A 20,233-nucleotide genomic window follows, 5' to 3' on the forward strand; every position below is an offset into this window, starting at 1 on the left:
ATACATACCCTTTTATAGAGATAACTTTCATGATTTTTGGTATGATAAAACAATAAAGAAAATGAACTCTATCTTTTCCTTACCAGATGTACTGATCGGCAAGTTTTCTTTTCGGAGGTAAGAAAACCTATCTAAAGGAGCATTTTTATGTTAAATAAAATGAAACAATGGAGAAATCAGAATAGCTCAACAGGACTCCGAGAGAGAATCTTGAAAATTCAAGAGCTTCAGATTCCTTCACATGTAGCGATTATAATGGATGGCAATGGCAGATGGGCAAAGAAAAGAGCGCTTCCTCGTGTAGCGGGACATCATGAAGGAATGAAAGTAGTTCGAAAAACAACTAAATTAGCCAATGAGCTTGGGATAAAAACATTAACACTGTATGCTTTCTCAACTGAAAATTGGAAGAGACCTAAAATGGAAGTGGATTTTTTATTGAAGCTCCCAGAAGAGTTTTTAGGGACATTTCTTCCTGAGCTAGTAGAAGAAAATGTACGAGTGCAAATGATGGGCTATAAAGAAATGCTGCCTACACATACAAGAAATGCGATTGAGAAGGCAATGGAAGATACGAAGGATAATACTGGGCTCATTTTGAATTTTGCTCTTAATTATGGAAGCAGGGCAGAAATTATTGAGGGAATCAAACTTGTCTTAAAAGATTGCAATAGTGGTATAATAAATGAAAGTGAATTAAATGAGGAAATTTTTTCAAACTATTTAATGACGAAAGACTTGAATGACCCTGATTTATTAATCCGAACAAGCGGGGAAATCCGCTTAAGCAATTTTATGCTTTGGCAGCTTGCATACACTGAGTTTTGGTTTACTGATGTTCTATGGCCGGATTTTGGTGAAGAGCATCTTCTTGAAGCGATTGAGGTATTTCAGAACCGTCAGAGGCGGTTTGGCGGAGTTTAATAAAGGTGTGACGACATAGATGAAGCAACGAATCATTTCAGCGATTATATTTGGTGCAATTTTTTTGCCGTTAACGATTTTTGGTGGATTTCCATTCATTATTCTAGCCTATTTATTGGCATCCATTGCACTATATGAAGTATTAAAAATGCGCAAAATTAAGCTCTTTTCTATACCAGGGCTACTTTCTTTATTACTATTATGGGTAATGCTATTACCTAAACAGTTCCAGAATGCATATGAACCACTAAGCTATTCGAAAATTGAATTTGTCCTCCTCGCGGTTTTACTTTTTTTAACGTATACAGTAACAACAAAAAATCAATTTAATTTTGACGATGTTGCTTTTTCAATTCTTGCTGTACTTTATATTGGAATTGGTTTCTATTTCTTTATTGAAACACGTGAATCTGGACTAGTATATATTTTCTATTCCTTATTCATCATATGGGCAACCGACTCTGGAGCCTATTTTATTGGCCGTGCTATTGGGAAAAACAAGCTATGGCCTGAAATTAGCCCCAATAAGACAATTGAAGGTTCAATTGGTGGTGTCGTTTGTGCACTAATAGTGGCAGCGCTCTTTATTCTTTTCTCAGATATTAATGCCTCTTTTCTGCAGCTATCCATCATTACGATAGTCCTGTCTATTTTTGGACAAATTGGTGATTTAGTTGAATCCGCTTTGAAGCGCCATTATGATGTAAAGGATTCCGGTAATATCATGCCGGGGCATGGCGGAATATTAGATCGTTTTGATAGCTTATTATTCGTTTGGCCATTATTGCATTTTATCTATTTAATGTAGTTAGTTCTTTATGCAACAGGAGTTGAATTTGTTGAAGAATATTAGTTTAATGGGAGCTACTGGTTCAATTGGCACCCAAACGTTAGATATAATCAAGGAGCATCCTGATGAATTTAATCTAGTTGCCATGGCGGTTGGCAGAAATCTTGACTTGACTAGGAAAATCATTCATGAATTTCATCCAGAGCTTGTTTCTGTGTCAGATAGATCATCAGCTCAAATACTAGAAGCGGAATTTCCAAATATCACTTTTACATATGGCAATGACGGGTTATCAGAAGTAGCCGTTTATCATAAAGCAGAAATCCTTGTTAATGCAGTCACTGGCAGTATTGGGTTAACTCCAACTTTGCAAGCTATTAGAGAAAAAAAGACGATTGCTATTGCGAATAAGGAAACGTTAGTAACTGCTGGACACCTTGTCATGGAAGAAGTGAAAAAGAATCAAGTCTCTTTATTGCCAGTAGATAGTGAGCATTCTGCTATATTCCAGGCTTTACAAGGTGAAAAGCAGAAAAATATTGATAAGCTGATTTTAACTGCCTCTGGCGGATCTTTTAGGGACCTTACGAGACAAGAACTAGAAAATGTGACAGTTCATGAAGCTCTCAACCATCCTAATTGGTCCATGGGTGCAAAAATTACAATCGATTCTGCAACGATGATGAATAAAGGGCTAGAGGTCATTGAGGCACATTGGCTTTTTTCAATCAACTATAATGATATTGACGTTTTATTGCATAAAGAAAGCATCATTCACTCTATGATTGAATTTCATGACAGCAGCATTATTGCACAATTAGGAACACCAGATATGAGAGTTCCCATTCAGTATGCACTGACTTATCCAGACAGGCTGCCTCTTCCATCAGCAAAACGGCTGAACTTAGCGGAAATAGGAAAGCTCCATTTTCAGAAAATGGACATGGATCGCTTCCGCTGCTTAAGATATGCTTACGAAGCTGGTAAGGCGGGCGGAACGATGCCTTCTGTCTTAAACGCTGCAAACGAAGTGGCAGTTGCAGCCTTTTTAGAAGGAAAGGCAACTTTCCTGCAAATAGAAGATTTAATTGAAAAGGCTTTGAGTATTCACAAAAACATCTTAAATCCAAGTCTCACCGATATTCAGGAAGTTGATTTGGAAACGAGAAAATATGTAGACTCACTTTTAAGCTAAATAGCTTTTTAACTCAAAAAGATAATACTATGTTATCTTTTTAAAAAAGGTGGTTATATTTTGAGTACAGTTATAGCCTTTATTATCATTTTTGGGGCACTAGTATTTTTTCATGAATTAGGGCATTTTGTATTTGCGAAAAGAGCAGGGATCCTTTGCCGTGAATTCGCTATTGGCTTTGGACCAAAGGTTTTCTCACATAAAAAAGGAGAAACAACCTATACGATCAGGCTATTACCAATTGGGGGTTTTGTCCGCATGGCTGGAGAAGATCCCGAGATGATCGAAATAAAGCCAGGATTCAGGATTGGTTTATTATTTAATGAATCAGAACAAGTTAATAAAATTATTTTGAATCAAAAGGAAAAGTACCCAAATGCTAGGGTCATTGAGGTAGAGCATGCAGATATAGAGCATTCTCTAGTCATTAAAGGATATGTTGAAGGAGAAGAGGAAGATAAACTACAATCATTTACTATAAGCCCAAGTGCAGTATTAGTAGAGGATGGGGTAGAAACTCTTATTGCTCCTTACGATAGACAGTTTGCTTCAAAGACGCTAGGCCAAAGAACAATGGCTATTTTTGCCGGACCGATGATGAACTTTATTCTTGCCTTTGTCGTATTTGTACTTATCGGTCTGATGCAGGGAATTCCTACAAACGAGCCTGAGCTAGGGAAATTAACTCCTGATGGAGCTGCGGTATCGGCTGGATTAAAAGAAGGGGATATCATTCATAGTATTAACGGAGCAGAAATATCAAGCTGGTCAGATGTAGTTGAGATTATCCGCAAAAATCCGAACAAAGAGCTGCAATTCTCACTTGATCGAAACGGACAAGAAATCAACTTGCCTGTTACTCCGAAGGTTCAAGAAGTAGAAGGAGAAAAAATCGGTATTATCGGCGTTTATAGCCCAATGGAAAAATCGCCTATTAAAGCCATAACGAATGGGGCTATAGAAACGTATAATTGGACAAAAGAAATTTTTGTTATGCTAGGTAAATTAATTACTGGACAATTTTCTATTGATGCTTTATCAGGACCAGTTGGCATATATGTCTCTACAGACACAGTAGCTAAATCGGGGATATTTTATTTAATGAAATGGGCCGGTATACTGAGCATTAACCTAGGAATCATGAATTTACTTCCAATCCCTGCATTAGATGGCGGAAGATTGATGTTCTTCGCGGTTGAAGCAGTAAGAGGAAAACCAATTGACCGTCATAAAGAAGGAATGGTTCATTTTATCGGGTTTGCATTATTAATGCTATTAATGCTAGTTGTAACTTGGAACGACATTCAAAGATTTTTCTTATAATATATAACCATTTAAGGGTCATATTCTTTTTGAGTGAAAAAGAGGACGATAATCCACCGCTTTTTTCACCCAATAGAATTGACCCTTTTTTTAAAATGTTGAAGGTAAATAAAGATCGTTTAAAAGGCAGTCACATGATAGAAGGTTCATGTTATAATAGACATCGTCTGTATATGTGAAATTGAAAATTAATAGATGGGAGAGAGATCAATGGAAGCCCTAGGCAATAAAGAGAGATTCCAACTCTTGCTCCAGCAGCTGCAATTAACCGATGATTCAATAGTGCAGCATTTTCAGCATGCTCAAATAAAAAAAGTGGTAATTGGGAAGAAAGAAAAGAAGTGGCATTTTTATTTTGAATTTGAGCAAATTTTACCATTTAATATCTTTAGCCTTTTTTCCACTAATTTGGCAAAGGTATTTTCTCATATTGCAAATACATCATTTACCATTGAAGTTAAGAATAATCATATTGATGAACAATTGGTGCAGGGGTACTGGAAATATTGTATGGAGGAAATGGAAGGCATGGCTCCTCCATTAATTAAGTTATTAAATGAACAGATTCCTTCTGTGCATGGGAACAAGTTAATAGTAAGTGTAAGAAACGATACGGAAGGATTATCTATTAAAAGGAAATACTCTGAGATGATATCGGGTGTTTATGAAACACTTGGCTTTCCGAAATTAACGATCGAAACTGAAATTTCCTCCGAAGCCGCAAATGAAGAATATAAGAAATTTATAGAGGCTAAACAGAGAGAGGACCAAGAACGCGGCATTCAGGCAATGTTAGAAATGCAAAAGAAAGAAGCTGAAGAGGGAGCTAATAATGCTTCCACAGTTCAAGGCCCACTGACAATTGGATTAACGATTAAAGATGATGCCGATTTCAGAAAGCTTATTGATATTGTCGATGAAGAACGCCGTGTTGCCATAGAGGGGTATGTGTTTTCTGCAGAAACGAGGGAACTCCGTAGCGGCAGAACACTATTAACCTTTAAAATTACGGATTACACAAGCTCCATAATAGTAAAAATGTTTTCACGGGACAAGGAAGATGCTGCGTTGTATCAGCATGTTCAAAAGGGTATGTGGCTAAAAGTGAGAGGCAGTATTCAAACTGATACCTTTGTTCGTGATCTTGTTATGATTGGAAATGATATTAACGAAATTAAACCGATCCAAAGACAGGATACAGCACCCGAAAATGAAAAACGAGTAGAATTGCATCTTCATACCCCGATGAGTCAAATGGATGCTGTCACATCTGTCAGCACCCTTATTAGCCAGGCGAAGAAATGGGGCCATAAGGCAATAGCTGTAACGGATCATGCAGTCGTACAGTCTTTCCCCGAGGCTTTTGGTACAGGTAAGAAAAATGATATAAAAATATTATATGGTGTAGAAGTTAACTTAGTGGACGATGGGGTTCCTATTGCTTATAACAGTGCAAAAAGAAGGCTGACTGAAGATACGTATGTAGTATTTGACGTTGAAACGACTGGGTTATCTGCTGTTTATGATACGATTATTGAGCTTGCAGCAGTTAAGATTCATGACGGGGAAATTATCGATCGCTTTGAGTCCTTTGCGAATCCGCATCACCCACTTTCTGCTACGACCATTAATTTAACTGGAATCACGGATGACCTTGTTGAAAATGCACCTGAAGTTGATGAAGTGCTTCAAAGATTTTACGAGTGGACGGGCGATGCGATTTTAGTTGCTCATAATGCATCTTTTGACATGGGATTCTTAAATGTAGGTTATAAGAAAATTGGTTTAGGCAAAGCAGCAAACCCAGTTATTGACACACTAGAATTGGCCCGTTTCTTATATCCAGAAATGAAAAATCATCGCTTAAATACGCTGGCAAAGAAATTTGATGTTGAGTTAACACAGCATCATAGAGCGATATATGATGCTGAAGCAACTGGTTATCTATTATTAAAGATGTTAAAGGATGCTGCAGAAAAAGAAATTGAATTTCATGATCAGTTCAATGATCATATGGGTGAGGGGAATGCTTACCAGCGTGCGAGACCTTATCATTGTACACTGCTTGCACAAACTGAAGCCGGTTTAAAGAATCTATTTAAGCTCGTCTCTATCTCTCATATGAATTATTTCTATCGTGTTCCGCGCATTCCAAGATCAGTACTGCAGAAATATCGGGAAGGGCTTCTTGTTGGCTCTGGATGTGATAAAGGTGAGGTTTTTGAAGGAATGATGCAGAAATCACCTGAAGAGGTTGAAGATATTGCGGCATTCTACGATTATATTGAAGTTCATCCGAAAGCCGTTTATGCACATTTAATTGAATTAGAGCTAGTAAGGAATGAAAAGGCTCTAGAAGAGATCATTGGGAATGTTGTTCAATTAGGTGATAAGCTAGGTCTTCCTGTTGTCGGAACAGGAAATGTCCATTATTTAAACCCTAATGACAAAATTTATCGAAAAATCCTAATCAGCTCTCAAGGGGGAGCAAATCCATTAAATCGTCATAAGCTTCCAGATGTACATTTTAGAACAACGAATGAAATGCTTGATGCCTTTTCTTTCCTAGGCCGTGATAAGGCAAAGGAAATTGTCGTAGATAATACAAATAAAATTGCCGATATGATAGATGTTATTAAACCAATTAAGGATGATCTGTATACGCCTAAAATTGAAGGCGCAGATGATGAAATGCGGAATATGAGCTATTCAATGGCAAGAAGAATCTATGGAGATAATTTGCCTGAAATAGTAGAAGCTCGTCTTGAAAAAGAATTAAAAAGTATAATTGGGCATGGATTCGCTGTTATTTATTTGATCTCTCATAAATTAGTAAAAAAATCATTAGATGATGGTTATTTAGTTGGTTCACGTGGATCTGTTGGTTCATCCTTTGTTGCAACGATGACAGAGATAACAGAAGTTAATCCGCTTCCTCCACATTATGTCTGTCCAGAGTGCAAGCAATCTGAATTCTTTAATGATGGTTCAGTAGGTTCAGGCTATGACCTGCCAGATAAGGATTGTCCAAACTGCGGTGCTTCCTATATAAAGGATGGACAAGATATCCCATTTGAAACCTTCCTTGGTTTCAAAGGAGACAAGGTTCCGGATATTGACTTAAACTTCTCAGGTGAGTATCAGCCACGTGCCCATAACTACACGAAGGTACTGTTCGGGGAAGACTTTGTATACCGGGCGGGTACGATTGGAACAGTTGCCGACAAGACAGCATTCGGATATGTAAAAGCCTATCAGCAGGATCATAACCTCCAATTAAGAGGTGCAGAGGTTGAACGCCTTGCCTCTGGATGCACCGGTGTAAAAAGAACAACAGGTCAGCATCCAGGAGGAATTATCGTTGTTCCTGATTATATGGATATTTATGATTTTTCACCGATCCAATTTCCGGCTGATGATAAAAATTCTGAATGGAAGACAACTCATTTCGATTTCCATTCGATCCATGATAATTTGCTTAAACTTGATATTCTTGGGCACGATGATCCTACAGTTATTCGTATGCTTCAAGATTTAAGCGGGATTGACCCTAAAACCATTCCTACCGATGACCCAGAAGTAATGAAAATCTTTAGCGGTACAGAATCGCTTGGTGTAACAGAAGAACAAATTATGTGTAAAACAGGTACACTTGGCATTCCGGAGTTTGGAACAAGATTTGTTCGTCAAATGCTTGAAGATACAAAACCGACAACCTTTTCCGAGCTCGTACAGATATCTGGACTTTCACATGGTACCGATGTTTGGCTAGGGAACGCTCAGGAACTCATTCATAATAAAACTTGTACACTAAGTGAAGTAATTGGCTGTCGTGATGATATTATGGTGTATTTAATTTATCAAGGATTAGAACCAGCATTTGCCTTTAAAATCATGGAGTCCGTTCGTAAAGGTAAAGGGTTAACAGATGAAATGGAAGAGGAAATGAGGAAGAATCAAGTACCTGAATGGTATATTGACTCTTGTAAAAAGATAAAATATATGTTCCCTAAAGCCCATGCTTCTGCATATGTTTTAATGGCCGTAAGGATTGCTTATTTTAAAGTTCATCATCCTCTTTTGTATTATGCAGCATACTTTACGGTTCGTGCTGAAGATTTTGATGTGGATGCCATGGTTAAAGGATCGCAATCCATCCGTGCTTTGATTGAAGAAATAAATGCTAAAGGCCTTGATGCCTCCACAAAGGAAAAGAACCTATTAACGGTGATGGAGCTGGCTCTTGAAATGTCTGAACGTGGCTTTAGCTTCCAAAAGGTTGATTTGTACCGCTCAAGTGCTAACGAATTTATTATTGATGGAAACAGATTAATACCTCCATTTAATTCGATACCTGGATTGGGGACAAATGCAGCTCTTAATATTGTAAAAGCTAGGGAAGTGGGGGAGTTTTTGTCTAAAGAAGACCTTCAGCAGCGGGGAAAATTATCCAAAACAATCATTGAGTATTTGGACAACCATGGCTGTCTGGAATCACTCCCAGAACAAAATCAGCTTTCCCTGTTTTAATGCACATCCTATAAAAATTTTATCATAAAAAGGGGTCAATCCCTTGACATGATAGCTATTCCATTTGCATTAAAAAATTGGTTATGGTATAGTTTTTATGGAAATACTATTAATAACTCTCGTTAAAGAAGAGTGGGGCAACCCACTCTTTCGTGTTGTATACGTTATTTTTAGTTAACACATTTATCCATTTGAATTGAATTGAATTTCACTTGAAGCCATGAACCGCGTAAAGGAGGGATATTATGAGCAAGGTGACTGATACAGTCGGACAATTAGTCACACCTATTTTGGATGAGCTTAATTTAGAATTAGTTGACATTGAATACGTTAAGGAAGGAAGAGATTGGTTCCTCCGCGTATTTATTGATAAGGAAAATGGTGTCGATATTGAGGAATGCGGGTTAGTCAGTGAAAAATTAAGTGAAAAGCTTGATGAGATAGATCCAATTCCTTATAACTATTTCTTAGAGGTTTCATCGCCTGGAGCTGAGCGCCCTCTTAAAAATGAAAAAGACTTTGAAAAAGCAGTTGGCAAAAATGTTTTTATTAAAACCTATGAGCCTATTGATGGTGATAAAACGTTCGAAGGTATTTTGACTCATTTTGATGGTCACACAGTAACAGTCGAAATCAAAATTAAAACAAGAAAGAAAAGTATTGATATTCCGTATGAAAAAGTAGCGAATGCACGCTTAGCAGTTGTTTTTTCATAAAGTCAATTAGCGCTTGCGCTTTTCTATTAAAGGGGGAAGAAGTCTCATGAGCAGCGAATTGTTGGATGCTCTCACATTACTTGAAAAAGAAAAAGGCATTTCACGTGATGTCATTATTGATGCAATTGAAGCAGCGCTAGTATCTGCATACCGCAGAAACTTCAATCAAGCACAAAATGTTCGGATTGATTTAAATCTTGGAAACGGAACGATGAGAGTTTTTGCTCGAAAAGAAGTAGTTGAAGAGGTTTTTGACCCAAGACTAGAAATTTCCGTTGAAGATGCACAAAGAATGAATCCTAATTATCAAGTGGAAGATATTGTGGAGCTAGAGGTTACTCCTAAGGACTTCGGCCGAATTGCGGCGCAAACAGCAAAGCAGGTTGTTACGCAGCGTGTTCGTGAAGCGGAAAGAGGAATTATTTACTCTGAATTTATTGACCGTGAAGAAGATATTATGACAGGGATTGTGCAACGTCAGGATTCCAAATTTATTTATGTCAGTCTTGGAAAGATCGAAGCGATTCTTCCAACAAATGAACAAATGCCGAACGAGCAATATAAACCTCATGACAGAATAAAGGTTTTCATAACAAAGGTTGAAAAGACTACAAAAGGACCACAAATTTTTGTTTCCAGAACTCATCCAGGTCTTTTGAAAAGATTGTTTGAAATAGAAGTTCCAGAAATTTACGATGGAACAGTTGAAATTAAGTCTGTAGCCAGGGAAGCGGGAGACCGTTCGAAAATTTCCGTTCATTCTGATAACGAGGAAGTCGATCCAGTTGGTTCTTGTGTAGGACCAAAAGGCACCCGTGTTCAAGCGGTCGTGAATGAGTTAAAAGGTGAAAAGATTGATATTGTAAAGTGGTCAGCTGATCCGATTGTTTTCGTTGCTAATGCGTTAAGTCCATCTAAAGTACTTGATGTCATCGTAAATGAAAATGATAAAGCTACAACCGTTATAGTTCCAGACTATCAGCTGTCACTCGCAATTGGAAAACGCGGGCAAAACGCGAGACTGGCTGCAAAGCTGACAGGATGGAAAATTGATATTAAATCTGAGTCTGAAGCACGAGAAACAGGCATGTACCCAAGAGAAGAAACACTTTTGACATATGATAGCACTGAGCTTGAAGACGATGAAAATTTTGATTTTCAGGAAGATATGGATTAATAGGGGTGAATGAATGTGAACAACCGTAAAAAAGTTCCTCTGCGTAAATGTGTCGCAACCGGTGAAATGAGACCGAAAAAAGAACTCGTTCGCATCGTTCGCTCTAAAGAAGGGGAAGTATCAGTTGATCCGACTGGAAAAAAATCCGGTCGCGGCGCCTACCTTTCTAAAGAAGAAGAGGCAGTAAAACTTGCAAAAAAGAAAAATGTTTTAGCAAGCCATTTAGATGTTTCAATAGATGATTCTATATATGAAGAGCTATTAGAGCTCATAGAGAAGGAGAAACGACTATCCAAATGAATGCAAATCAATGGATGTCATTGCTTGGCTTAGCGAATCGGGCACGGAAAATTACTTCGGGTGAAGAGCTTACTATCAAAGAAATAAGAAACGGTAAAGCGAAGCTCATATTGCTATCTGCGGACGCTTCTGTTAACACGACAAAAAAAGTAACTGACAAATGTAAATCCTATCAAATTCCATATAGGCTTGTCGAAAACCGGGAAATCCTTGGTCAGGCTATTGGAAAAGATACTCGGGTTGTTGTGGCAGTGCTTGATGATGGATTTGCAAAAAAACTGAAGTCGTTGCTCGATTAATTCCAGCGGGGGTGAAAGTATGAGTAAAATGCGCGTTTACGAATATGCAAAAAAGCAAAACGTATCAAGTAAAGACGTGATTACAAAATTAAAAGACATGAATATCGAGGTCTCAAACCATATGACAACAATTGAAGCTTCTGCCGTACAAAAATTGGACGGAATATACGGTAAGAAGGAAGACAAACAGCCAGAAAAGCAAAATCAGCAAAAGACAAATCCAGTTCAGACTAAACCAAAAGCTCCGGCTGCTAATCGTAATGAGCAGTCGGAAGTAAACAAAGGTAAAAATAAACCTATGCAAAAACAAACTGAAGTTAGAAAGCCAAACAGCGAGAATAATCAAAAAGACAATAAGCCTTTTAACAAGAACAAGAATAAAAATAATAACAATAACAATCAAAATAGAAATAAAAACAATAATAAAGGGAAAAGCAACCATCAAGTACAAGTCCCTCCTGCTCCTAAAAAAGTAAAGGAACTTCCAGCAAAAATTACTTTTAGTGATTCATTAACTGTTGCTGAGCTTGCAAAAAAGCTTCATCGTGAACCTTCAGAAATCATTAAAAAATTATTTATGCTTGGTGTTATGGCTACAATTAATCAAGCACTAGATAAAGATGCTATTGAATTAATTGCTACTGATTACGGAGTCGAAGTCGAAGAAGAAGTTCATATCGATGTGACTGATTTAGAGGTTTATTTCACAGATGAAGAGGATGCAGAGCTTGTAGAGCGTCCGGCTGTTGTTACGATTATGGGGCACGTTGACCACGGTAAAACAACGACTTTGGATTCTATTAGAAATACAAAAGTTACAGCGGGAGAAGCCGGTGGAATTACTCAGCATATCGGAGCTTATCAAGTTGAAGAAAATGGCAAAAAGATTACGTTTTTAGATACTCCAGGACATGCTGCTTTTACAACAATGCGTGCCCGTGGAGCAAAAATTACCGATATTACCATTCTTGTTGTTGCAGCTGATGATGGTGTTATGCCTCAAACCATTGAAGCAATCAACCATGCGAAAGCCGCAGAAGTACCAATAATTGTAGCTGTTAATAAAATGGATAAGGAATCTGCCAATCCAGACCGCGTTATGCAGGAGTTAACTGAATATGGCTTAGTACCAGAGGCTTGGGGTGGGGATACTATATTTGTTCCTATTTCTGCCCTAAAAGGAGAAGGAATTGACAATCTTCTTGAAATGATCCTTCTTGTAAGCGAAGTAGAAGAATTTAAGGCTACTGCTAATCGCAGTGCTGTAGGAACTGTAATCGAGGCTCAATTAGATAAAGGCCGCGGATCAGTCGCAACTCTGCTCGTTCAAAACGGTACTCTAAAAGTAGGCGATCCGATCGTTGTTGGAAATACTTTTGGCCGTGTCCGTGCAATGGTCAATGATCTTGGCCGCCGTGTTAAACATGCTGGACCATCAACACCAGTAGAAATTACAGGTCTGAATGATGTACCTCAAGCTGGGGATCGCTTTGCTGTACTTGCTGATGAGAAGACAGCTCGCCAAATTGGAGAGTCTCGTGCTCAGCAAGCCATTCAAGCACAGCGAAGTGAAAAGACAAAAATTAGCTTGGATAACTTGTTTGAACATATGAAACAAGGCGAAATGAAGGAATTAAATGTTGTTGTTAAGGCAGATGTTCAAGGTACTGCAGAAGCACTTACAACAGCCTTGAAAAAGATTGATGTTGAAGGTGTAAATGTTCGTATACTTCACACTGGAGCAGGAGCTATTAATGAATCAGATATTACTCTTGCTGCAGCATTTAATGCATTTGTTGTCGGATTTAATGTACGCCCTGATAATAACGCTAAGCGTGCTGCGGAAGCTGAAGGTGTAGATATTCGCCTGCATCGAGTTATTTACAAAGTAATTGAAGAAATCGAATTGGCTATGAAAGGGATGCTTGATCCAGAATTTGAAGAAAAAATTATTGGCCAGGCAGAAGTTCGCCAAACTTTTAAAGTATCAAAGGTTGGAACAATTGCAGGTTCCTATGTAACCGATGGAAAAATTACTCGAGATAGTGGAGTACGTTTAATCCGTGATGGCATTGTTATTTTTGAAGGGGAAGTAGATGCACTTAAGCGCTTCAAAGATGATGCTAAAGAGGTTAGCCAAGGATATGAATGTGGGATTACGATTAGAAACTTTAACGATGTTAAAGAAGGCGATGTCATTGAAGCCTTCGTTATGCAGGAAATTGAGCGAAAATGATCATTGGGCTAGCAGCTTGTGAATGTATCATTTATGATTCACATTCATTAAAAGAAAAACGAGCTGTATTGCAAAGAATTCTTACCCGTTTGAAACAAAAATATAATGTATCTGTCTCAGAGGTCGATTATCAAGATGTATGGCAGCGGACAAAAATAGCCATTGTTGCTGTATCATCCTCTCGAGTTTCAACGGAGCAAGAATTACAAAATGCCCTTAAATTAATTGATTCGTTTCCTGAAATTGAACGAACAATTACTGATGTCGAGTGGATTTAACTTTATTCAGTATTTATTTTCCACTTCTATTGGTGGGCGATGAATGCAGATTGGGAAACTATTCAGAAGGGGTTCAATACTTTCTGAATAAAGTTAAGCCTCCGGCGGATGCCTCAGATTTTTTTAAGGAATTTATCGGGCACTGCCCGATAAAAATCTGGGCGCAAATCCGCCAAGGAGGATTTGATTAGAGGTGAATAAATTATGAGCCTTCGAGCAAATAAAGTTGGAGAACAAATGAAGAAGGAGCTTGGCGAAATTATCGGCCGTAAAATTAAAGATCCGCGTGTCGGCTTTGTTACGGTAACCGATGTCCAAGTAACCGGAGATCTTCAGCAAGCAACCGTATTTATTTCTGTTCTTGGCGATGAGGAACAAAGGGAAAATACGCTTAAAGGCCTTGCAAAAGCAAAAGGATTTATCCGTTCGGAGATTGGGCAGCGTATCCGCTTGCGTAAAACTCCAGAAATTTTCTTTGAATTTGATGAATCAATTGATTATGGTAATCGGATTGAAACATTACTCCATCAAATTCATGATGAGGATCGTTCCAAGGAAAAAGAAGATTAATGATAGAAATGGATGTGGATAGACATTTGTCTATCCATTTTTTTCGAATTTAGAAAGGAGGATCACTTTTGGAAGGAATATTGCCGCTATTTAAGCCTAAGGGGATCACCTCACATGATTGTGTATTTAAGCTGCGTAAAATTTTAAAAATGAAAAGAATCGGTCATACCGGAACTCTAGACCCTGATGTGACGGGAGTACTCCCTATTTGCTTAGGGAGAGCGACAAAAGTGGCTGAATATATTACAGATGCCGGAAAAGCATATGAAGGGGAAGTAACGATTGGGTATTCCACCACAACTGAGGATGCCTCAGGAGAAACCGTTGAAGTTAGGAAAGTAACAAATTCATTTTCAAGAAAAGAAATTTTATCTGTTTTGGAAAGCTTAACTGGTGAAATAACGCAAACCCCTCCGATGTATTCTGCTGTGAAGGTAAATGGAAAACGGCTTTATGAATACGCAAGACAAGGGATTTCAATTGAAAGGCCAACTAGAAGGGTAAAAATCTACTCAATCGAACTTCTAGATGACCGCGATATTTTCAGTGGGGAAGTAATTCAATTCCGCTTCCGGGTATCTTGTGGAAAGGGAACTTATATACGGACGTTAGCTGTTATGATTGGAGAAAAACTTGGTTATCCTGCTCATATGTCTGAGCTAGTTAGAATTCAATCTGCCGCATTCTCCTTACAAGACTGCTTAACATTAGAAGAAATAGAATCCTTCGTTCAAGAAGGCACCCTTTTACCGAAAATAAAACCGCTTGAATCTGGGCTTTCTCATTTGCCCAAATATACGATAAATGATACAGTAGCAAAGAAAGTAAAAAATGGAGCAGTTTTGCCCATACCAAGTCATTTATCTGAAGCAAAAGGTCCAATTGTTGTTGAAACTGAAAATGGCATTGCTTTGGCCATTTACGAGCATCATCAGCAAAAGCAAGGGTTAATGAAGCCTGTAAAGGTCATTCGAAATGATATGCTGTGAGAACTTTGGGCTTTGAATTTGAAAAAAGGTGAACCGCATGGAAATAATTTCAATTAATCATCCACAATTTGTTAAGAGGGAACTTCCGCCATTATCCATAGCCTTAGGCTATTTTGACGGCGTTCATCTTGGACATCAGAAGGTTATCAAGAAAGCAAAGACTATCGCGGAGGAGAGCGGCTTCAAAAGTGCGGTCATGACCTTTGATCCTCATCCCTCTGTTGTACTAGGAAAAAGTGTTAAACATGTAGAATATATTACTCCACTGAGAGAAAAAATCGAGTTGATGGCTAAATTAGGGATTGATTATTTATTTATTGTCAACTTTTCAAGGGAATTTGCGAGTCTATTACCCCAAGAATTTGTAGATCAATATTTAATAGATCTAAATGTAAAACATGTGATCGCGGGCTTTGATTATACATATGGCAGAATGGGAAAAGGAACGATGGAAACATTGCCATTTCATTCAAGAGAAAAGTTCGCCTTTACAGTCGTTCCAAAATTAGCATCCAATAATGAGAAAATTAGCTCAACCTTAATTCGTTCAATGATTCGTGAAGGCAGAATGGAAGATATTTCACCTATACTAGGCAGGTATTATTCTACTAATGGCATCGTTATTCATGGAGATAAAAGAGGAAGAACAATTGGATTCCCTACGGCGAATATTGAATTGAAAGACGATTATATTCTTCCCCCTACCGGAGTTTATTGCGTCCGAATTAACACCAATGGAAAATGGCATGAAGGAGTATGCAATGTCGGCTATAAGCCAACTTTTAATAAAGAAATGTCGAAAAAGCCATCTATAGAGGTTCATATTTTTGATTATAATCAAGAAATATACGGACAAGAAGTAAAAGTTGAGTGGCACTTGCATTTACGAAAAGAACAAAAATTCAATGGCATAGAAGAACTTGTTGCTCAAATCGAAAAGGACAAAAGGGCGGCGCTTACTTACTTTGAAAAAAACAATGTTTAGCCTTGCATTTTGTCATAAAAAGTTGTATTCTTATTAACGTATCAAAAGAACCTTTGCTTGGCAAGTCGAGTCACCGACGCTTGCTCGGTAACAGGGGATTTACTATTTAGGAGGTGAAACGGATGGCAATCACTAAAGAACGTAAAAATGAACTAATCAATGAGTATAAAACTCATGAGAATGATACTGGATCTCCAGAGGTTCAAATCGCTGTCCTTACTGAGGAAATTAACAAACTGAACGATCATTTACGTACTCATAAGAAAGACCACCACTCACGTCGCGGTCTTTTGAAAATGGTAGGTAAACGTCGTAACCTGTTAACTTACCTGCGTAACAAAGATGTTCAACGTTACCGTGAGTTAATTAACAAATTAGGTTTACGTCGATAATAAGAAAAGCGGGAGTTTTCCCGCTTTTTTATTAGCTTAAAAAGAACACATGTTTACATACATAAAAGAGTCATTTTAACTTGTAATAAATTTGTACATACTATACATACACAGATTTTATACTTTAGTAGCATTTTTGTTCGATAATGTTTAGGTTTAGGTTTCCAATTCAATTCGCTAAACCTCCATTGTGAAAAGGTAGAGAGGGGTTACAAAATATGGGACAAGATAAACATATTTATTCTATAGATTGGGCTGGCCGCAAATTAACTGTTGAAATTGGACAGTTAGCCAAACAAGCAAATGGCGCAGTGTTAGTTCGCTATGGAGACACAGCTGTATTAAGTACGGCAACGGCATCAAAGGAGCCGAAAAATTTAGATTTCTTTCCATTGACAGTCAATTATGAAGAAAGATTATATGCTGTTGGGAAAATACCTGGAGGATTTATTAAAAGAGAAGGCCGTCCAAGTGAAAAAGCTATTTTGGCCAGCCGCTTAATTGATAGACCAATTCGCCCATTATTTGCTGATGGTTTTCGTAATGAAGTACAAGTAGTCAGTATGGTAATGAGTGTTGATCAAGATTGTTCTTCAGAAATGGCGGCCATGTTTGGTTCTTCATTAGCACTAAGTGTATCAGATATTCCTTTTGGAGGACCAATTGCTGGAGTAAGTGTTGGTCGTATTAATGGTGAGTTCATTATTAATCCTACAGTTGATCAGGCTGATAAAAGTGATATCCATTTAGTTGTCGCTGGTACAAAGGATGCTATTAATATGGTTGAAGCAGGTGCTCTTGAAGTCCCTGAAGAAATCATGCTAGAAGCGATTATGTTTGGACATGAAGAAATTAAGCGATTAATTGCGTTTCAGGAAGAAATTGTAGCTGAAATCGGTAAAGAAAAACTTGAAATAGTTTTATTTGAACTTGATCAAGAATTAGAAGCTAAGGTACGTTCGATTTGCGAGCAAGACATGATCGCTGCTATTCAAGTTCAAGAAAAGCATGCACGTGAGGATGCTATTAAAGCTGTTAAAAATGCGGTACTTGCAAAATTTGAAGAAGAAGAGACAACGGAAGAAGACCTTAAACAAGTAAAACAAATTCTTGATAAAATTGTAAAAGGCGAAGTACGAAGACTTATTACAGAAGATAAGGTCCGTCCAGATGGGCGTGGCTTGGATATCATTCGACCATTGTCCTCGGAAATTGGTATTTTTGCTAGAACACATGGTTCCGGACTATTTACTCGTGGCCAAACTCAAGCTTTAAGCGTTTGTACATTAGGTGCACTAGGTGATGTCCAAATTCTTGATGGCCTCGGAATCGAGGAAGAAAAGCGTTTTATGCACCATTACAACTTCCCTAATTTCAGCGTTGGAGAAACGGGTCCGATGAGAGGGCCAGGCCGTCGTGAGATTGGGCACGGTGCACTAGGAGAGCGTGCATTAGAGCCAGTTATTCCATCAGAAAAAGATTTTCCGTATACAGTCCGTTTAGTTTCTGAAGTTTTGGAATCTAATGGATCTACATCACAGGCAAGTATTTGCGCAAGTACCCTTGCTATGATGGACGCTGGTGTTCCAATTAAGGCTCCTGTTGCGGGGATCGCAATGGGTCTTATCAAGTCTGGAGAGCATTACTCTATATTAACGGATATCCAAGGTATGGAAGACCATTTAGGAGATATGGACTTTAAGGTTGCTGGTACAGCTAAAGGGGTAACAGCATTACAAATGGATATTAAAATTGAAGGTCTTTCCCGTGAAATATTAGAAGAGGCCCTTCAGCAGGCGAAAATAGGCCGTATGCAAATTCTAGACTCTATGCTAAGTACAATTGCCCAGCCAAGAAATGAGCTATCTAAATACGCTCCTAAGATCTTGACGATGCACATTAACCCAGATAAGATTCGTGACGTTATTGGACCGAGCGGAAAGCAAATCAATAAGATTATTGAAGAAACTGGTGTAAAAATTGATATCGAGCAAGATGGTACAGTATTTATTTCTTCAACTAATGAAGAAATGAACCAAAAAGCGAAGAAAATTATTGAGGACATTGTCCGTGAAGTTGAAGTTGGACAAATGTATCTTGGTAAAGTAAAGCGAATTGAAAAATTCGGAGCATTTGTTGAAATATTTAACGGAAAAGATGGGCTTGTACACATTTCAGAGCTTGCTGAAGAGCGTGTTGGCAAAGTTGAGGATGTCGTATCAATTGGGGACGAATTATTAGTAAAAGTAACCGAAATTGATAAACAAGGCCGTGTTAATCTATCACGTAAAGCAGTCCTCCGTGAGCAGCGCGAGCAGAAAGAACAAGCACAAAAATAATTAGTTTCAAAGCGTGATTTATTATTAATGAAAGAGTCAGGATGGGATGGCCCCCCTGACTCTTTCCATATACATACCTTTTGTTAAAAATTAACCTTTCGTTAGAAAATGCAGCTCGTTCTACCTTGTCCTCTTAAAACATATGGTTTATGGAAGGAGGCAAGGAGAATGAAAAAGGTGATTCATTTAAGCATTATTTTTATTGTTGCATATCTTTTTGTTAACAATCCGTTTTCGAACCAATACGTTTTGGGGCTAAAAGCTGATTCTATTTCTGTATCAAAACAAAAGGATCCTTTATATAACGAAATTACTGCAAGAGCAACAGACTATTATATTCCCCCGCAGGATGCGAAGATTGATCGAGTTTGGAAGGCGATTCCCGGATTAAATGGATTGCAAGTTGATATAGGTGCTTCCTATAAAAAAATGAAAGCAGATGGCGAATTTAAGGATGAAAAGCTTGTTTTCAAACAAATTCTGCCTAAAGTTCAATTAAAGGATTTGCCGCCGTCTCCAACATATAAAGGGCATCCAGAGAAACAGATGGTTAGTTTTATCATAAATGTGGCATGGGGAAATGAGTATTTAACGGATATGCTAGCAACGCTAAAGGAGCATAACGTTTCGGTAAGTTTTTTCTTAGAAGGAAAATGGGCCCAAAATAATCCTGAATTGGCAAAAATGATAGAAGAAGCAGGACATGAAATTGGCAACCATTCATATTCTCAACCTAATATGGCAAAAATACCAACGAGTAAAATTAGGGAAGAAATTCAAAAAACGAATGAAGTCATTATGGCAATCACAGATAAGCCTGTACAATGGTTTAGTCCGCCAAGCGGAAGCTTTCGTGAAGACACAATACAAATTGCCTTACAGGAAAGCTTAAGAACGGTCTTATGGTCGGTTGATACAGTTGATTTGAAAAAGCCATCCAAAGAGGAACTGCTAAATCGTGTAATGGGTAAGGTTCATAATGGGGCGATCATCTTAATGCACCCTACAAGCCCAACAGAAAGGTCGCTAGATCAGTTAATTATTCAGCTGAAGAAGCAGGACTTTCAAATTGGAACCGTTTCCGAGCTTTTGAGTTCTGATCGAACGGCTGATAATCTTATTTTTGGAAAAGTTAATAGTAAGGAAAATAACAACTAAAATTATTGCATCTCTGTTAAAGGAACAGGAGG

17 protein-coding genes are annotated in these 20,233 nt (G+C 38.0%); all 17 read left to right on the forward strand.

Annotated features, from left to right (window positions below; all coding sequences use genetic code 11):
- The first annotated feature begins 147 nt into the window (after positions 1–147).
- The gene (locus V7127_RS05515) at positions 148–924 is read left to right on the forward strand and encodes an isoprenyl transferase (RefSeq protein WP_335484225.1); all 777 of its coding nucleotides are present in this window, start codon (positions 148–150) and stop codon (positions 922–924) included.
- A 19-nt stretch (positions 925–943) separates the two neighbouring features.
- The gene (locus tag V7127_RS05520) at positions 944–1,732 is read left to right on the forward strand and encodes a phosphatidate cytidylyltransferase (RefSeq protein ID WP_335484227.1); all 789 of its coding nucleotides are present in this window, start codon (positions 944–946) and stop codon (positions 1,730–1,732) included.
- A 31-nt stretch (positions 1,733–1,763) separates the two neighbouring features.
- The gene (locus V7127_RS05525) at positions 1,764–2,909 is read left to right on the forward strand and encodes a 1-deoxy-D-xylulose-5-phosphate reductoisomerase (protein ID WP_335484229.1); all 1,146 of its coding nucleotides are present in this window, start codon (positions 1,764–1,766) and stop codon (positions 2,907–2,909) included.
- Positions 2,910–2,969: 60 nt separating this feature from the next.
- Entirely contained in the window at positions 2,970–4,232 is a 1,263-nt protein-coding gene (gene rseP / locus V7127_RS05530) for an RIP metalloprotease RseP (protein WP_335484232.1), read from the forward strand.
- 210 nt (positions 4,233–4,442) lie between these two features.
- Complete coding sequence (locus tag V7127_RS05535; RefSeq protein ID WP_335484234.1) at positions 4,443–8,762, forward strand: PolC-type DNA polymerase III; 4,320 nt, start codon at positions 4,443–4,445, stop codon at positions 8,760–8,762.
- 242 nt (positions 8,763–9,004) lie between these two features.
- Positions 9,005–9,478, forward strand: coding sequence for a ribosome maturation factor RimP (rimP, locus tag V7127_RS05540; RefSeq protein ID WP_335345908.1), 474 nt, complete (start codon positions 9,005–9,007; stop codon positions 9,476–9,478).
- A gap of 46 nt (positions 9,479–9,524) precedes the next feature.
- A complete protein-coding gene (gene nusA, locus V7127_RS05545) occupies positions 9,525–10,655 on the forward strand; it encodes a transcription termination factor NusA (protein WP_335353170.1) in 1,131 nt (376 codons plus the stop codon).
- Between the two features lie 15 nt (positions 10,656–10,670).
- Complete coding sequence (gene rnpM, locus V7127_RS05550) at positions 10,671–10,955, forward strand: RNase P modulator RnpM (protein ID WP_335348356.1); 285 nt, start codon at positions 10,671–10,673, stop codon at positions 10,953–10,955.
- Entirely contained in the window at positions 10,952–11,254 is a 303-nt protein-coding gene (locus tag V7127_RS05555; RefSeq protein WP_335484237.1) for a YlxQ family RNA-binding protein, read from the forward strand. The genes rnpM and V7127_RS05555 overlap by 4 nt, the downstream gene beginning before the upstream one ends.
- A 19-nt stretch (positions 11,255–11,273) precedes the next feature.
- Positions 11,274–13,490, forward strand: a complete 2,217-nt coding sequence (infB, locus tag V7127_RS05560) for a translation initiation factor IF-2 (protein ID WP_335484239.1) — start codon at positions 11,274–11,276, stop codon at positions 13,488–13,490.
- Positions 13,487–13,768: a DUF503 domain-containing protein gene (locus V7127_RS05565; RefSeq protein ID WP_335348355.1), complete on the forward strand. Its 282-nt coding sequence runs from the start codon at positions 13,487–13,489 to the stop codon at positions 13,766–13,768. The genes infB and V7127_RS05565 overlap by 4 nt, the downstream gene beginning before the upstream one ends.
- Before the next feature lie 204 nt (positions 13,769–13,972).
- Complete coding sequence (rbfA, locus tag V7127_RS05570; RefSeq protein WP_150932364.1) at positions 13,973–14,338, forward strand: 30S ribosome-binding factor RbfA; 366 nt, start codon at positions 13,973–13,975, stop codon at positions 14,336–14,338.
- Between the two features lie 68 nt (positions 14,339–14,406).
- A complete protein-coding gene (truB, locus tag V7127_RS05575; protein ID WP_335484242.1) occupies positions 14,407–15,327 on the forward strand; it encodes a tRNA pseudouridine(55) synthase TruB in 921 nt (306 codons plus the stop codon).
- A 37-nt stretch (positions 15,328–15,364) separates the two neighbouring features.
- Entirely contained in the window at positions 15,365–16,312 is a 948-nt protein-coding gene (ribF, locus tag V7127_RS05580) for a bifunctional riboflavin kinase/FAD synthetase (RefSeq protein WP_335484244.1), read from the forward strand.
- Positions 16,313–16,434: 122 nt separating this feature from the next.
- Positions 16,435–16,704 (forward strand): 30S ribosomal protein S15, encoded by a 270-nt coding sequence (gene rpsO / locus V7127_RS05585; RefSeq protein ID WP_066288899.1) that lies wholly within the window; start codon positions 16,435–16,437, stop codon positions 16,702–16,704.
- Positions 16,705–16,922: 218 nt separating this feature from the next.
- The gene (pnp, locus tag V7127_RS05590; RefSeq protein WP_335353162.1) at positions 16,923–19,043 is read left to right on the forward strand and encodes a polyribonucleotide nucleotidyltransferase; all 2,121 of its coding nucleotides are present in this window, start codon (positions 16,923–16,925) and stop codon (positions 19,041–19,043) included.
- Between the two features lie 168 nt (positions 19,044–19,211).
- Entirely contained in the window at positions 19,212–20,201 is a 990-nt protein-coding gene (locus V7127_RS05595) for a polysaccharide deacetylase family protein (protein WP_335484246.1), read from the forward strand.
- Positions 20,202–20,233: the final 32 nt, after the last annotated feature.

It is taken from the genome of Bacillus sp. JJ1773, assembly GCF_036962035.1.
Taxonomy (GTDB): domain Bacteria; phylum Bacillota; class Bacilli; order Bacillales; family Cytobacillaceae; genus Cytobacillus.

Bases quoted from the DNA above. Each gene is read 5' to 3' on its own strand.
- V7127_RS05515 (WP_335484225.1), top strand. From the start codon at position 148: ATGTTAAATAAAATGAAACAATGGAGAAATCAGAATAGCTCAACAGGA.
- V7127_RS05520 (WP_335484227.1), top strand. From the start codon at position 944: ATGAAGCAACGAATCATTTCAGCGATTATATTTGGTGCAATTTTTTTG.
- V7127_RS05535 (WP_335484234.1), top strand. From the start codon at position 4,443: ATGGAAGCCCTAGGCAATAAAGAGAGATTCCAACTCTTGCTCCAGCAG.
- nusA (WP_335353170.1), top strand. From the start codon at position 9,525: ATGAGCAGCGAATTGTTGGATGCTCTCACATTACTTGAAAAAGAAAAA.
- V7127_RS05555 (WP_335484237.1), top strand. From the start codon at position 10,952: ATGAATGCAAATCAATGGATGTCATTGCTTGGCTTAGCGAATCGGGCA.
- infB (WP_335484239.1), top strand. From the start codon at position 11,274: ATGAGTAAAATGCGCGTTTACGAATATGCAAAAAAGCAAAACGTATCA.
- V7127_RS05565 (WP_335348355.1), top strand. From the start codon at position 13,487: ATGATCATTGGGCTAGCAGCTTGTGAATGTATCATTTATGATTCACAT.
- rbfA (WP_150932364.1), top strand. From the start codon at position 13,973: ATGAGCCTTCGAGCAAATAAAGTTGGAGAACAAATGAAGAAGGAGCTT.
- ribF (WP_335484244.1), top strand. From the start codon at position 15,365: ATGGAAATAATTTCAATTAATCATCCACAATTTGTTAAGAGGGAACTT.
- rpsO (WP_066288899.1), top strand. From the start codon at position 16,435: ATGGCAATCACTAAAGAACGTAAAAATGAACTAATCAATGAGTATAAA.
- pnp (WP_335353162.1), top strand. From the start codon at position 16,923: ATGGGACAAGATAAACATATTTATTCTATAGATTGGGCTGGCCGCAAA.
- V7127_RS05595 (WP_335484246.1), top strand. From the start codon at position 19,212: ATGAAAAAGGTGATTCATTTAAGCATTATTTTTATTGTTGCATATCTT.